This window comes from Qipengyuania gelatinilytica (assembly GCF_019711315.1).
Classification (GTDB): Bacteria; Pseudomonadota; Alphaproteobacteria; order Sphingomonadales; family Sphingomonadaceae; genus Qipengyuania; species Qipengyuania gelatinilytica.
In genome coordinates this window covers 1,105,496-1,120,145 of sequence record NZ_CP081294.1, presented here as the reverse complement: position 1 = coordinate 1,120,145, position 14,650 = coordinate 1,105,496, and the positions used below count along the sequence as shown (strand labels likewise).

The 14,650-nt window shown below is 59.6% G+C and carries 7 protein-coding genes, 3 tRNA genes and 2 rRNA genes; 9 read left to right on the top strand and 3 right to left on the bottom strand.

The features are described 5' to 3' along the window. Positions 1–93 precede the first annotated feature (93 nt). From K3136_RS05555 to K3136_RS05525, 7 genes are all read left to right on the top strand, one after another. Positions 94–170: transfer RNA gene (locus K3136_RS05555), tRNA-Ile, on the top strand. Positions 171–185: 15 nt separating this feature from the next. Then, positions 186–261, top strand: a tRNA-Ala gene (locus K3136_RS05550). 272 nt (positions 262–533) lie between these two features. After that, positions 534–3,325: ribosomal RNA gene (locus K3136_RS05545) — 23S ribosomal RNA — on the top strand. A gap of 114 nt (positions 3,326–3,439) precedes the next feature. Then, a 5S ribosomal RNA gene (gene rrf / locus K3136_RS05540) occupies positions 3,440–3,554 on the top strand. A gap of 120 nt (positions 3,555–3,674) precedes the next feature. Beyond that, positions 3,675–3,751, top strand: a tRNA-Met gene (locus K3136_RS05535). A 1,039-nt stretch (positions 3,752–4,790) separates the two neighbouring features. Beyond that, positions 4,791–6,752 (top strand): TIR domain-containing protein, encoded by a 1,962-nt coding sequence (locus K3136_RS05530; RefSeq protein WP_221431883.1) that lies wholly within the window; start codon positions 4,791–4,793, stop codon positions 6,750–6,752. After that, positions 6,752–8,734 (top strand): TIR domain-containing protein, encoded by a 1,983-nt coding sequence (locus tag K3136_RS05525; protein ID WP_221431882.1) that lies wholly within the window; start codon positions 6,752–6,754, stop codon positions 8,732–8,734. Before K3136_RS05530 ends, K3136_RS05525 begins: the two co-directional genes overlap by 1 nt. Positions 8,735–8,871: 137 nt before the next feature. Here the strand turns inward: K3136_RS05525 and fdhD are convergent, their stop codons facing one another. Then, the gene (gene fdhD, locus K3136_RS14160; protein ID WP_345725182.1) at positions 8,872–10,206 is read right to left on the bottom strand and encodes a formate dehydrogenase accessory sulfurtransferase FdhD; all 1,335 of its coding nucleotides are present in this window, start codon (positions 10,204–10,206) and stop codon (positions 8,872–8,874) included. 218 nt (positions 10,207–10,424) lie between these two features. Here fdhD and K3136_RS05510 point away from each other — a divergent pair, with 218 nt between their 5' ends. Both K3136_RS05510 and K3136_RS05505 read left to right on the top strand, forming a co-directional pair. Beyond that, on the top strand, positions 10,425–12,728 hold the full coding sequence (locus K3136_RS05510; protein ID WP_221431881.1) for an FdhF/YdeP family oxidoreductase: 2,304 nt from the start codon (positions 10,425–10,427) through the stop codon (positions 12,726–12,728). A gap of 17 nt (positions 12,729–12,745) precedes the next feature. Then, on the top strand, positions 12,746–13,432 hold the full coding sequence (locus K3136_RS05505; protein WP_221431880.1) for a DUF4396 domain-containing protein: 687 nt from the start codon (positions 12,746–12,748) through the stop codon (positions 13,430–13,432). A gap of 45 nt (positions 13,433–13,477) precedes the next feature. Here the strand turns inward: K3136_RS05505 and K3136_RS05500 are convergent, their stop codons facing one another. Both K3136_RS05500 and K3136_RS05495 read right to left on the bottom strand, forming a co-directional pair. Further along, entirely contained in the window at positions 13,478–13,870 is a 393-nt protein-coding gene (locus K3136_RS05500) for a tautomerase family protein (RefSeq protein ID WP_221431879.1), read from the bottom strand. An 81-nt stretch (positions 13,871–13,951) separates the two neighbouring features. Beyond that, positions 13,952–14,641, bottom strand: coding sequence for a YoaK family protein (locus tag K3136_RS05495; RefSeq protein WP_221431878.1), 690 nt, complete (start codon positions 14,639–14,641; stop codon positions 13,952–13,954). Positions 14,642–14,650 lie beyond the last annotated feature (9 nt).

Sequence of the window (14,650 nt, the reverse complement as noted above, 5' to 3'; positions counted from 1 at the left end):
CAATCGGATACAGCCTAACGGGCTTGCTCGTTAGATGCTGTTAGCCTGAGCTGGCTTCTGCCGCCTGCGGCCTTAGGGCCTGCGCTGGCGCATAGGCCCGTAGCTCAGTTGGTTAGAGCGCACCCCTGATAAGGGTGAGGTCGGTGGTTCAAATCCACTCGGGCCTACCATATACCTGGTCTTACGGGGCCTTAGCTCAGCTGGGAGAGCACCTGCTTTGCAAGCAGGGGGTCATCGGTTCGATCCCGATAGGCTCCACCAGGTAACTGGATGCGACATCAAATCCGATTGAATGAAACGAAAACAGATACCGCATTTGGCGGTTAGGTGGTTTCGACCACCGCTCTTTGACATTGTGAATGGGTTTTTAAATCGATGCCGTGGCGCATGGATTGTACGGTTTGCCTTCGGGCAGATCTTGCGAGCTATGCATCACAACAAGATCAATCAAAATGATTATCTGGCTGAGATATTCCTCCGCACCTATCCCAACGCAGCTTTTATGCAGGCTTGTCGTTGATGGTGTGGATTCTCAAGCGTGAGGTAAGAGCATTTGGTGGATGCCTTGGCATGTGCAGGCGATGAAGGACGTGGCACGCTGCGATAAGCGTCGGGGAGATGTGAGCAATCTTTGATCCGACGATTTCCGAATGGGGAAACCCACCCTCACCATTTCCTTTCGATCGACCCTCGGGTCGGCCGGAAAGAGGTGGATAGGGTATCACCGAACTGAATATATAGGTTTGGTGAAGCGAACCCGGGGAACTGAAACATCTCAGTACCCGGAGGAAAAGACATCAACAGAGATTCCCGTAGTAGTGGCGAGCGAACCGGGACCAGGCCAGTGCTTCTTCGTTAATTAGCAGAACACTTTGGAAAGAGTGGCCATAGCGGGTGACAGCCCCGTATGCGAAAATGATCGAAGAAGACTCGAGTAGGGCGGGACACGTGAAATCCTGTCTGAACATGGGGGGACCACCCTCCAAGCCTAAATACTCGCACATGACCGATAGCGAACACAGTACCGTGAGGGAAAGGTGAAAAGCACCCCGATTAGGGGAGTGAAACAGTACCTGAAACCGGATGCTTACAAGCAGTTGGAGCCCCATAGGGGGTGACAGCGTACCTCTTGCATAATGGGTCAGTGACTTAATCTACCATGCAAGCTTAAGCCGTTAGGTGTAGGCGCAGCGAAAGCGAGTCTGAATAGGGCGACTGAGTATGATGGATTAGACCCGAACCCCGGCGATCTAGGCATGGCCAGGTTGAAGGTGCGGTAACACGCACTGGAGGACCGAACCGGTGAATGTTGAAAAATTCTCGGATGAGCTGTGTTTAGGGGTGAAAGGCCAATCAAGCCGGGAAATAGCTGGTTCTCCGCGAAATCTATTGAGGTAGAGCGTTGGATGTATGCCGATGGGGGTAGAGCACTGGATGGGCTAGGGCTGCGCGAGCGGTACCAAACCTAACCAAACTCCGAATACCATCGAGTCTTGTCCAGCAGACAGACGGCGGGTGCTAAGGTCCGTCGTCAAAAGGGAAACAGCCCTAACCTACAGCTAAGGTCCCCAAGTCATATCTAAGTGGGAAAGCATGTGGGAATCCCAAAACAACCAGGAGGTTGGCTTAGAAGCAGCCATCCTTTAAAGAAAGCGTAACAGCTCACTGGTCTAAATAAGGGTTCCTGCGGCGAAGATGTAACGGGGCTAAAGATATGCACCGAAGCTTAGGGTTGCAGTTTACTGCAGCGGTAGCGGAGCGTTCCGTAAGCGAGTGAAGGAGAAGGGTAACCGACTCTGGACGTATCGGAAGTGCGAATGCTGACATGAGTAGCGACAAACAGGGTGAGATGCCCTGTCGCCGAAAGACCAAGGGTTCCTGCGCAACGCTAATCGGCGCAGGGTTAGCCGGCCCCTAAGACGAGCCCGAAGGGGGTAGTCGATGGGAACCACGTAAATATTCGTGGGCCTGAAGATGTGTGACGGATGGCGGAAGTTGTTCTCTCTTATTGGATTGAGAGGGCAGCCAAGTTGTTCCAGGAAATAGCCTCTTCACTATAGACCGTACCCGAAACCGACACAGGTGGTCAGGTAGAGTATACCAAGGCGCTTGAGAGAAGTATCCTGAAGGAACTCGGCAAATTGCCTCCGTACCTTCGGAAGAAGGAGGCCCTGGATCGAGGCAACTCTTTTCAGGGGGCACAGGCCAGGGGGTAGCGACTGTTTAGCAAAAACACAGCACTCTGCTAAGTCGGCTTCAAGACGACGTATAGGGTGTGACGCCTGCCCGGTGCTCGAAGGTTAAGAGGAGGAGTGCAAGCTCCGAATTGAAGCCCGAGTAAACGGCGGCCGTAACTATAACGGTCCTAAGGTAGCGAAATTCCTTGTCGGGTAAGTTCCGACCTGCACGAATGGCGTAACGACTTCCCCACTGTCTCCAGGATATGCTCAGCGAAATTGAATTCTCCGTGAAGATGCGGAGTACCCGCGGTTAGACGGAAAGACCCCGTGCACCTTTACTGCAGCTTTAGAGTGGCATTAGGAAAGAATTGTGTAGAATAGGTGGGAGGCTTTGAAACTTGGGCGCCAGTCCGAGTGGAGCCAACCTGTGAAATACCACCCTGTTGTTTTCTGATGTCTAACCTAGATCCGTTATCCGGATCAGGGACCCTCTATGGCGGGTAGTTTGACTGGGGCGGTCGCCTCCTAAAGAGTAACGGAGGCGCGCGATGGTAGGCTCAGGACGGTTGGAAACCGTCTGCAAGAGTGCAATGGCATAAGCCTGCCTGACTGCGAGACTGACGAGTCGAGCAGAGACGAAAGTCGGTCATAGTGATCCGGTGGTCCCTCGTGGAAGGGCCATCGCTCAACGGATAAAAGGTACGCCGGGGATAACAGGCTGATGATTCCCAAGAGCTCATATCGACGGAATCGTTTGGCACCTCGATGTCGGCTCATCACATCCTGGGGCTGGAGCAGGTCCCAAGGGTTTGGCTGTTCGCCAATTAAAGTGGTACGTGAGCTGGGTTCAGAACGTCGCGAGACAGTTTGGTCCCTATCTGCCGTGGGCGTCGATACTTGAAAGGAGTTGCCCCTAGTACGAGAGGACCGGGGTGAACGTACCTCTGGTGTACCTGTCATCCTGCCAAGGGTGCCGCAGGGTAGCTATGTACGGACGGGATAACCGCTGAAAGCATCTAAGCGGGAAGCCTCCCTTAAGATAAGGTATCTTCGAACCGTCGTAGACCACGACGTTGATAGGCCGGGTGTGGAAGCGCAGTAATGCGTGTAGCTAACCGGTCCTAATAGTTCTTTTCGCGCTTGTAGGATCCCACCATCAACGACAGCCCTGTGCTGTCTTGGTCGGAGGAAACTTCGAAGCCGGATAAGCCCAGAAAGCTCGAAGCATCGATTTAAACCCATGTCCGCCAGCTCTATTGCTTGGTGACCTTAGCGTCTGTGACCCACCCGATCCCATCTCGAACTCGGCCGTGAAACCGGACAGCGCCGATGGTACTAGTGCTCAAGCACTGGAAGAGTAGGTCGTCGCCAGGCATTAAAGCCGGCGGGCATGTGGTATAAACCCATTCACAGTTTCAAAAGCCGCTGCCGGTGCGAACCGAGCGGCGGCTTTTTCGTCTCTGGGCTAAATGTCCATGGCGAAACATACGGTGCCGCGGGGTGGAGCAGTCCGGTAGCTCGTCAGGCTCATAACCTGAAGGTCGTTGGTTCAAATCCAACCCCCGCAACCAAACACAAAAAAGCCCGCCAAAACGGCGGGCTTTTTTGTGCCTGCGATAAATCAACCACCCACCCGATGATCGAGGAGGCCGCACTTGTGGCGTGTCCTTGCTGTGTCCGTGCCAGAAACCCTTTTTCTGGCAATACAAGGCCGAGCATGCCGCTAGCGATACGCAAGCAACCGTCTCGCGTGCGCTTTCCATCGTGAGATTCGACGAAAAGGGAGGGTTCCGCCGCAAGGGGAAGCCCTCAAGTTCGTGAGCCTTGACCGATGCCGCAGCCCTTCGGGTCGCAATGCACGCACTAGCATTCGCAAATGACAGGCCCGTGAAACCCTGCTCAGCGGCTGACTTAGGGCCGTCGTTCCCCAAGAGCCTCTTCATTGCGCAGGATGGTCAGAATCCGGGAGCTGCACAGAACTTCAAATTCGTCAGACTGGACGAGATCGAGGCCTCGCTGGCGGACTGACCCAGCGGTGTTTGACGCTCGAGTGACTCTGACATGACAGCCGCGGTTTGCGACTTGAAATTCGGCCGATCAGCTTGTGAATAGCGCCGCATGTCTACAGTTCGAACCAGTCGTGACGAGATTGTTGCCGCCTTGCGAAGCGCATTGGACGGGACCAAAGCGTTACCCTGCGATCGATCACTAGACACAATTGATTGGCTAGCCGTCGACAAGGATGAGGAGAGCGCGTTGCTGCAAGTTCACAACTGGCAACAGGACGAGCCTTTGCGACGTGCGTTTCCGCGGCATGCGGAATATTCGCACAGGCGGTTGGAGCATCTGATCAGCATACTCGGCTGAGTTCACCGCGCACCGTTTTTTGCGCACTTGGTGCCTCTTCCGACCAGTTCGTAGCTTAGCTGCGGAGCGCGGATCATCCGGAACGGACGGGCATCTAACGACCCGATTGCGGACCTCCGGTTTCTGTTATGACGACTATGGTATTCGCTACCCGCCTGTAATATTCTCCCAAATTATTGCTAATTCCTATTTTTGATGCGCCTCGTGGGCAATTTGATAGCAATTTAGTGGGGGCTTCTTTCATTGGCCGATATTTTCCTCTCCTACGCCCGTGCCGACCAGCAGCGCGTCGAGAGGCTCGCAGCAGCGCTGGAGGAGGCCGGATATTCGGTCTGGTGGGACAAGCACCTGCGCAGCGGTCACCAGTTCAGCAAGGACATCGAAGCAGCCCTCACCCGCTCGAAAGCCGTACTGGTTGTCTGGTCTTCAGACGCAATCGAATCCGAGTGGGTGCGCGATGAAGCGGCGATCGGCCGCGACTTAAACAAGCTGGTGGCGGCACGACTTGGCGACATTCTTCCCCCAATCGGTTTTCGCCAGCGGCATGCGATCGACCTTGGCGAGCCCGATGCCATGGCCTCCCTAACAGGCGCTCTAGACGCACTCGTCGGTAGTTCGCACGATGCCGTCACTCTGCCGCCCGAAAACAGCCGAAAGAAGTCGAGCAAAACTCTCATTCTCGGTGCGGCGGCCGCTTTCGCGATAATATTGGCCGGTGGGACCTACCTGACCCGGGACTCCACCGACACGTTAGCGGAGAATGCTGAGGAGCTGGGCGACCGCAAGTCGATCGCAATCCTCCCTTTTCGCGACCTTTCGGGCGAGAACCAGTCTTGGTTCTCCGATGGTCTCGCACAGGAAATCAGCGCCGCACTGTCGCGTACTCCGGACCTTGAGGTCGCGCCCACCAGCGAAAGCTTCCGCTATCGCGATCGGCAAAAGTCCCTGGAGGTCATCGGCGCCGAGCTGGGGGTCGCTCATATCCTCGATGGCTCCGTACGCCGCAGCGATGACCGGATCGTTGTCGATATCGAATTGATCGAATCTGCTTCGGGAACGCGTCTTTACAGCCAACGATATGACCGCCCGATCGCGGACTCGATCACGGTCCAGGAAGATATCGCCACCCGGATCGCTACCGCGCTCGACACCGCGCTAGATCCTGAGGCGCTGGCAGCTCTGATCGATAGCGGCACCAACAACGTCGATGCTTGGGAAAACGTCCTGCGCGCGGCCGACCTGTCGCTGCAGGAGTACGAAGATTACGGATTGCGTCGTCTGAATTTCCAGCGACAGGCGATTAAGCTCGACCCTAATTGGTACCGGCCGTATTCGGCCGCCAGCCAAGGCATCGCCAATATGCTGTCCGTGGCCAGAACATCCTACGATCCGACCGCCGATCGCGCCGCACTCAGCGCCGAAGCCGACCGATATCTTGATCTGGCCGCAGAGCTCGCCAACAGCGACAAAGCGCGCTTGTCGGCCGATACGTCTCGCTACTTCTTCCGCGGCGAATTTCGCAAAATGGAAAGAGCAAGCAGGGAGTTCACGAGACAGCACCCGGACGACGAAATCGGATGGCGTTACCTGTATCAGGCCCAGATCCAACTGCTGGAAAAACGCAGCGCGCTGACAAGTCTCAAGAGGGGCCTGGCGCTATCGGAGCATGCAGCCGACATACCGCCGGAACGACTGACCTATTTTTACCGCCACGCCGGTGCGGATAAAGAAGCGCTCGAAATCTTCGAAACCGCGCTGAAGGAGAATCGCACCAATTCCGAGCTTTTGCTTGAAGGGCACACCCTGTTGCTCGCAAACGACCGCACGGACGATGCCAGAGCGATACTTCGCCAACTGGAGACGCTCGGGGTGAGCGATGAACGCCTTGCCGCACCCCGGTTCGTTCAGGCCTGTGCGGACGGTAATCGTGCAATGGCGGAACAACTGCTGCCCCTTCGCAAAAGACTCGTCTCGCGATGGAACGCATTGATGTATCTGGGTCGGACGAAAGAAGCTGAGGATTTGCTCAAACCCTATGATTTCGCCGAGCCGCCATTCGCCCTGCTCGATATGCTCATCTTTCCACAATTCGATCCTCGACCCTATCCCAATCTGATGAAGATCGTCGAGCGCGAGCGTATCCCAATCGATTACCCGCGGAAATTCCGCACGCCGGCGTGTCCTGCGGCGAACCGAGGAGCGTAATGGCCGACATCTTCCTTTCCTACGCCCGCGCCGACCAGCCGCGCATCGAGAGGCTTGCGGCAGCGCTGCAGGAGGCCGGCTTCACCTTGTGGTGGGACAGCCACCTGCGCTCGGGCGCAGAATTTGCCGACGATATCGAAGCTGCGCTGAATGAAGCAGGCCGCGTTATAGTGGCCTGGTCGGCCCACGCCGTGAAATCGCGTTGGGTGCGCGACGAGGCGTCGGAAGCCGCCGAGCAGAACAAGCTGGTCTCGCTCAGCCTCGACGGCACCGCACCGCCGATGGGCTTCCGCCAGTTTCACGCCACCGACATGACGAACTGGAACGGCGGCCCGCTACCGGCCGCATTGCTTGACGCATTGGGAGGCGGCGTGATCACGAAGCCCGCGCCCCGCTCTGCTGCCAAGCCGAAAAAGCCGCTTGTGCTGGCCGGTGCGGCGATCGCGCTTGTGCTGGCCGGTGGCGCCTATGTCGCCACGCAGGGTCTACCGGGCAGCGAGGCGGCCGTGCAGGAGCCAGTTAGCCTTGCAGTGCTCCCACTAACCAGCAGCGACGAGGAACTGGCTGCGAAGGGGTCGGGCCTGTCGAGCGCGCTCAGCAACGGTCTCGCCAGCGCCAGCGGCATGACAATGATTGCCAGCACTTCCACCGCTGCGGCGGCAGCACGCAATCTCTCGGCGCGCGAAATCGGAGTTGAACTGGGTGCCACCCACCTTCTCGAAGGCCAGATTCTTCCAGTGGGCGATGACGAAGTGCAGGTCATCCTCTCGCTTGTCGACACTGGCACGGGCCGACAGATCTGGAGCGACCGCATCGATGGCGATCGCCGCATCACCCCGCGCCTTACGCGCGAGCTTGTCTCCGCCGCGGGCCTCGCCATGAAGGCCCGCCTCGGCACGGGGACTGCCCAGCGCCTTGCCGGCAGCGACATTTCTTCCGAGGCTTACGAGGCCTACCTGAGCGCGCTGGAGAAAATCTCCCTGCGCTTTAACGACGACGACCGGATCGACGCGTACCGGCTGCTGCGTCGCGTCACCGAACTGGCCCCCGATTTCGCACCGGGCCACGCTGCCCTTGCCTACATCATCGCCAACAGTTCGCGTTCGATGCTGGGCGAGGAAGACACTGTCCGCCGCCAGTATCATTTGGCGATCGAACGGGCGCTATCGCTCGATCCCGGGAACGTCGAAGCGCGTGCGGCGCAGGCGATAGGAGCTTACCCCTGGGACGGGGACATCGAGGCTGCGATGGAACTTTCCACCGCGTTGATCAAGGATCATCCAGACGATCCATTGGCGCAGGAGGCCATGGCCCGTTCGCTCGACAACGTCGGCAGGCACTCCGAAGCGCATGATTACTATGAACGCGCTCTCGCGGCGGATCCGCTCAGCGAACAGAAGCGGGTCAACATGTATAAGAACTACTTCAAGTTCGGCACTTTCGACGGCCTTGAACGCTTACTCGCTCGCTGCGCGGACTGTGCGACCACGCCCGAGTGGCTTTTGTTCGGCTTCATCGCGCTGGACGGCGACATCGACGATTTCGAGCGGCTATGGCCCGACCTCGTGAAACGGCTGGAGGGGGGCAGCCTGCCACAGGAACAGATAGATGTGCTGGATGCCTATCTTCCGGCCTATATCAAGGGCAGCCCGGCGCCGGTGCCGCAGCTCTGGCTGGATGCCGCCAATCCCTTTACCGTCATCGCTGCCTACCGGACCGTCGGCGAGGATGAAGCGCTACGCCAGTTGAAACGACTTCTCGAACGCGACTGGCCGGCAGTAGGAGAGGATTTCCTGACCGACAAGCGCGGCCGCTTGTCCCCAAGGCTACGGGCGACACCGACCTATCATGCCTTGTTCGAAGGCTTCTACCAGCAGCAACTCGTCGACTATCGCCGCAAGCATGGAGTCATGGCCGGCCTGCCGCTCGATCCCGATGAAGTTGCTGCAGAAGAGCGCCGCCTTGCAAAGCTGGATCGCTGATCGCCTTCGATTAGACGGCCTTTGGTGCTTTCAGTCCGTCCGCTCTCCACCCATAATCCGACATCTATCGCCCACAATTGGGGGCTCGGAAGCGGTCGTAATGCTCGTTTCGCCCGCCCGTTTTTTTGCGAGCCCTCCTAGAAAAGGCGGTGCGGGTCGTTGACGATCAGCGCACTGTCGCTGCGCGCCAGTGCCAGCAGCGTAAGCTTTCCTTCGCGTGCCCGCGCTATGGCGAGGCTGGACGGTGCGCTGATGGTGACCAGCATCGGGATGCCTGCGCGCACCGTTTTCTCCACCAGTTCCTGGCTGCAGCGTGCCGACAGCAGCACAAAACCGTTCTGGCGGTCGATACCTTCCCTTCCCAGCGCCCCGACCAGCTTGTCGAGCGCGTTGTGCCGACCGACATCCTCGCGCAAGCGCACGATCTCTCCATCATGGGAACAGAAGGCGGCTGCATGGACCGCGCCGGTTGCGGATCCGACCTGCTGGTGGTCGCGCATCGCCGACAGCGCCTTGTGGATTGCGGCGGGATCGACCTGCGGCGGGACGGCGTCCACCGGATCGAGCGGCGCCAGCGCTGCCGCGACCGAGTCGATCCCGCAAATGCCGCAGCTGCTTTCCGACACCCGCGTCCGCGCCCGCTCGAGAATGCGCGGCATGCTGCGGGCAGGCAGGTTCGCCCGCGCTACCCAGCCGCCGCCTGCTTGGTGCAGCTGGACGCCCTCGATTTCGTCCGGCTGCGCCAGTCCTTCGGCCAGCGCAAAACCCGCTACGAAATCGTCGAGGTCGGTAGGGGTGGCCATCATCACGGCATAGCCGATCCCGTTGAATTCGATGGCTACCGGGGTTTCCAGCGGCACGATCCGCGCCTTGTCGGACGCCGTGCCGGTCGCGAAATCGAGCTCGCGCACGGCGTGGACTTCGACCGCATCCCCAAGCGCCGAAGCGCGGTCGAGAGCGGCAAGCATGTCCGGGGTATTGATGTTCAGGGGTGGAGGTCCCGCAAGGGCGACTTGCCGCGCGCTGCATGCCTCCACCCACGACATGACCGAGCGGTTTCCGCCAAGCAGGTGCGCTTCAAGCGCCGCGGCGAGATCGCTCGGCCAAAGGCCGAAAAGCCAATGACCGGCGAGGACGGCGGGCCCATCGCCAGACAGCGTATCAACCAGATTGGCTGGGACTGGCTGCGCGTCGACGGGTGCGGTCAGCACGAAATCGAATCCCGCCTCGCGCGCATGGAAAAGCGCGGCGCATAATCCGCCCAGCGGTCCGAGATCCGGCTCTGGGCAATCCGCAAGCACCGGCAGCGATGTCGCTATCGCCGCGTTTTCGCCCCCGCAGACGACGACCTCCCGGCATTGCGCAGCCAGCGCCTCGCGCGTGTGATCGAGCAGGCTGCGCCCCTGCCACAAGGCCATTCCCTTGTCCGAGCCGAACCGTCGGCTCTGCCCGCCGGCGAGGATCGCCCCCATTACCCTTTGCCCTTGTGTGTCCAACGATGATGTCCCGATTTCCAGCGATCCCACTCTCACACAGGCCATCGCTCTGAAGGCCGGCGATTGCAATGCTCGCCATGGCGCGAAGCTTCGATCTTGCCAATTGCAGCGCGGCGACGCATGTCTTTCGCGACGAAGGGAAATATTTGCGTGAATGCGCATTGAGAACGAGAAAAGCAGGGAAGGATTGCGCCATGGCTGATGAGACTGAAACCCGGAACGACGATCTTCCCCATGCGCCCGGCCCTGCCGGTGGCTGGGGCTCCATGAAGGGGATCGCCAGCATTTACGGCGAGACATGGGCCTCGCCCGGCGCGCTCGACAGCCTGCGCCGCCTCAACAAGCCCAAGGGCGTGATGTGCATGTCCTGCGCCTGGCCGAAGCCGGAAAACTACTCGGCTTTCGAATTTTGCGAGAACGGTGCCAAGGCCACGCTTTGGGAGCTCACCAAGGATCGCTGCACTCCGGCGTTTTTTCAGGCCGAAGACCACACGGTCACCAAGCTGCGCGAATGGAGCGACCACGAGCTGGAGAAGTCCGGCCGTTTGACCCATCCGATGAAATACGATGCCGCATCCGATCGATATGTCGCGATCGACTGGGACGATGCCTTTGCCGAGATCGGCGCGACCTTGCGCGACCTGCCGCGCGAGGATGTGGTCTTCTACGCGTCGGGCCACGCGGGGCTGGAGGCGAGCTATCTCTACGCGCTGCTGGCCCGCGCCTATGGCAACAACAACCTGCCGCAAAGCTCGAACATGTGCCACGAAACGACCTCGGTCGGCCTGACCAAGGTGATCGGATCGCCGGTCGGCACGGTGACGTTCGACGATCTGGCAGAGACCGAATGCTATTTCTATTTCGGGCAGAACCCCGGCACCAACAGCCCGCGCTTCCTGCATAACCTCAAGGACTGCAAGGATCGCGGCGGCAAGATCGTTACCTTCAATCCGGTGATTGAGCAGGGATTGGTGTCCTTCGTCGACCCGCAGAACCCGCTGGAAATGATGACGGGCAAGGAGACGATCATCTCCGACCAGTATCACCAGGTCCAGTCCGGCGGCGACGTGGCGGCGATCCTGGGGCTGTGCAAGGTCGTGGTGGAAGCCGACGACAAGGCACAGGCAGAAGGCACGCGCGAGGTCATCGACCATGCCTTCATCAAGGAGCACACGACCGGTTTCGACGAGTTCATCGCCTGCTGCCGCGATGCGAAATGGTCCGACATCGAAAAGGCCAGCGGGCTGACCGAGGCCGCTCTGCGCAAAGCGGCGCAGGTCTATATCGAGGCCGAAAAGGTCATCGGCGTCTACGGCATGGGCTTCACCCAGCACACGCATGGCGCGCTCAATATCGCGATGCTCGTCAACCTGTTGCTGCTCAAAGGGAATATCGGGCGGCCCGGTACGGGCTGTTGTCCGGTGCGCGGCCATTCCAACGTGCAGGGCCAGCGCACGGTCGGCATTGCCGAAAAGGCGCATCTGGTCCCGCTCGACAAGCTGAAGAAGCTGTTCGATTTCGATCCGCCGACCAAGGACGGCATGCATGTGGTGGACGCGGTACAAGGCCTGATCGAAGGCAAGGTTCGCGGGTTCATCTCGCTCGGCGGCAATCTGGTGCGCGCCGTGCCCGACCAGAAGCGAATGGAAGAGGGCTGGGCGGCGCAGGACCTCGTCGTGATGGTCTCGACCAAGCTCAACCGCAGCCATCTCTATCCGGGCAAGGCGAGCTATATCCTGCCGTGCCTCGGCCGTTCCGAAGTAGACGCTCAGGCTACCGGCAACCAGGCCGTGACCAGCGAAGACAGCTTTTCGATGATTAATGGATCGATCGGGCACCGCCCGCCGGCGTCCGAGCATTTGAAGAGCGAGCTGGCCATCGTGACCGGCATCGCCAAGGCGGCGCTCGACCCCAATCCCAAGCTGAAATGGGACGAATGGACGGGCGATTATTCGCTGGTGCGCGACCTGATCGAAGCGACCTATCCGGACGACTTCCACGATTTCAACAAGCGGATGTTTCAGGCCGGCGGCTTCTGGCGCGGCAATCCTGCAGCAGAGCGCGTCTGGAAGACCGATAGCGGCAAGGCCGTAATTACCACGCCGCCGCAGCTGACCTCGCTTGGCTTTGCGGACAAGCCGGGGCGCTACCGCCTGCTGACGATGCGGTCCAACGACCAGTTCAACACCACCATCTACGGCTATTCCGACCGCTTCCGCGGGATCGAGGGCACGCGCGATGTGGTGCTGATGAATCCCGACGATATCGCCGAGGCAGGCCTCAGCGATGGGGACACGGTTCGTCTCGTCACCGATTACGACGGCGACGATGTGGAGCGCGCGCTCGGCGGGCTGAAGCTCGTCGCTTACAAGCTGCCGCGCGGCACGATCGCGAGCTACTATCCGGAATGCAACGTCCTCGTCCCGATCACGCATCATGACGAGATTTCGAAGACGCCGGCGTCCAAATCGGTGCCGGTCAGGGTCGAGGCGGCCTGACCAAGCCGGGTCACCCTATGGTGATCCCGAACTGGGTGCAGCTGACCTACATCGGCCTGCTCCTGCTTGGTCTTGGCTCTGCGCTGTACATGGCGTGGCAGATGAAGCGAAACCCGCCGAAAATGGCGGTGATGCGCTTCGTCTGGCCGCTATGCGCGCTGTTTGCCGGGCCCCTGCTGATCTGGTTCTACAAGCGATACGCCGGACCGGACGCGGGCGATGTGCCGTTCGCTGCCAGCGTGGCCAAGGGGACCCTGCATTGCGGCGCGGGCTGTTCGCTGGCCGACCTCATATGCGAAAACGCGGCCCATTATATGCCGGGTGTGCTCGCCTTCTTCGGCTTGGGCAGGATTTTCCAGACGGAGATCTTCGCGCAATGGACGATGGATTACGTCTTTGCGCTGCTGATCGGCATCGTCTTCCAGTATTTCGCCATCGCACCCATGCGCGATCTGTCCGTCGGTGAAGGCGTCAAGGCTGCGACCAAGGCGGATGTGCTCTCGCTTACCAGCTGGCAGGTCGGCATGTATGGCTTCATGGGCCTTGCGCATTTCGTACTGTTTCCCGCATTCTTCGGCGGGAAAGTGGATGCGGGCAGCCCCGTTTTCTGGGCCGCGATGCAGATTGCCATGCTGGCCGGTTTCGCCACGGCCTATTTCCCGAACTGGTGGCTTATCCGGTCCGGGCTCAAGGAAGAAATGTAGGCCAGCGCCCCAGGCGGGGTGCGCTGGCCCACGTCGTTCAATTCCTCAGGGCAGCTTGCCGGTGACATACTGCGCCTCGCCGTCGGCGAAGCTCCAGTCTTCGTCGCGATTGGTGAAGACGGAGATGAAGAGGTCCTTCGGGTCCAGACCGCACTTCTCGCCGAGCTTGTCCGACAGCAATTTGAAGACTTCCATCTTCTCGACATGCGTGCGGGGACTGGTGAAGAACTGGATGGCGACCACGCCGTCGCTGCGTTCAAAGCCCATTCCGGTGTCGAGGAAGACCATCCGGCCCTTCTTGTGCTCGTGCACGATCTGGTAGCGGTCACGTTCCGGAACGCCGAAGGCTTCGACCACGCAGTCCTGAATGGTGTCGAGCATCAGCTTGAGTTCGTCGTCGGTCCGACCTTCAAGCATGTCGATGCGAATGAGGGGCATAAGTGTCTCCAGAAAATTCGATGTATATTTGCGTACCCGAACCTTCTGAACGACGCCGATAGAGGCGGGTTCCGGATGCGTTTAGCTTTGCATCTCGATCGACGTAGGATGCCCGTCATGCGGATCTGCAGCGGGTTGCAGCCAGCCAAACCCATTGGCGAGGGCAAGCCCCGTTACCGCGAGTGCCGGCACGAAAAGCGCTCCGACCAGGCCGAAATTGATCACCACCAGCGAACCGGCAGCTGCACCCGCGAGGACCGCGCCCCAGATGCTCAGCGGCAGGAGGACCTGGCTCCACGGACCTCGCCCGGAAATCGCGTCCGCAATGTCGGATCCGATCGCTACGACAGCACCACTAAGGAAGGTGTGCACCGTATAGCCGTTTCGCCCCTGCAAGGACCGGTTGATCATGCCCATGGTGAAGGCGAGGGCCAGCAGCAGCTTATCCTTGCTCCAACCGGCGCCTGCTCCTGCCGAAGCTATCCAGATACCAATGGCTACCGCCAGCAGCGCCGCCGTTTCGCGCCGCTTCGATCCATCGTTCAGCAGGCGAGCGACGATTGCGCCGAGGATGAAGGCCAGCACCACGCCTCCGATCGCGGCGGCCAGCCCGAACTTGCCCGAAACCGCATCCGTCACGATCTTGGTGGAATTGCCGCTCATGTAGGATGGAAAGGCCTGCACCGTGCCGACGAGGGCAAGGAAGCCGACCCCATCGATCCAGCCGGCTATGAGATTCAGAACAAAGACCGCTTGCCTGCGTGTGATCATTTGAAGAGG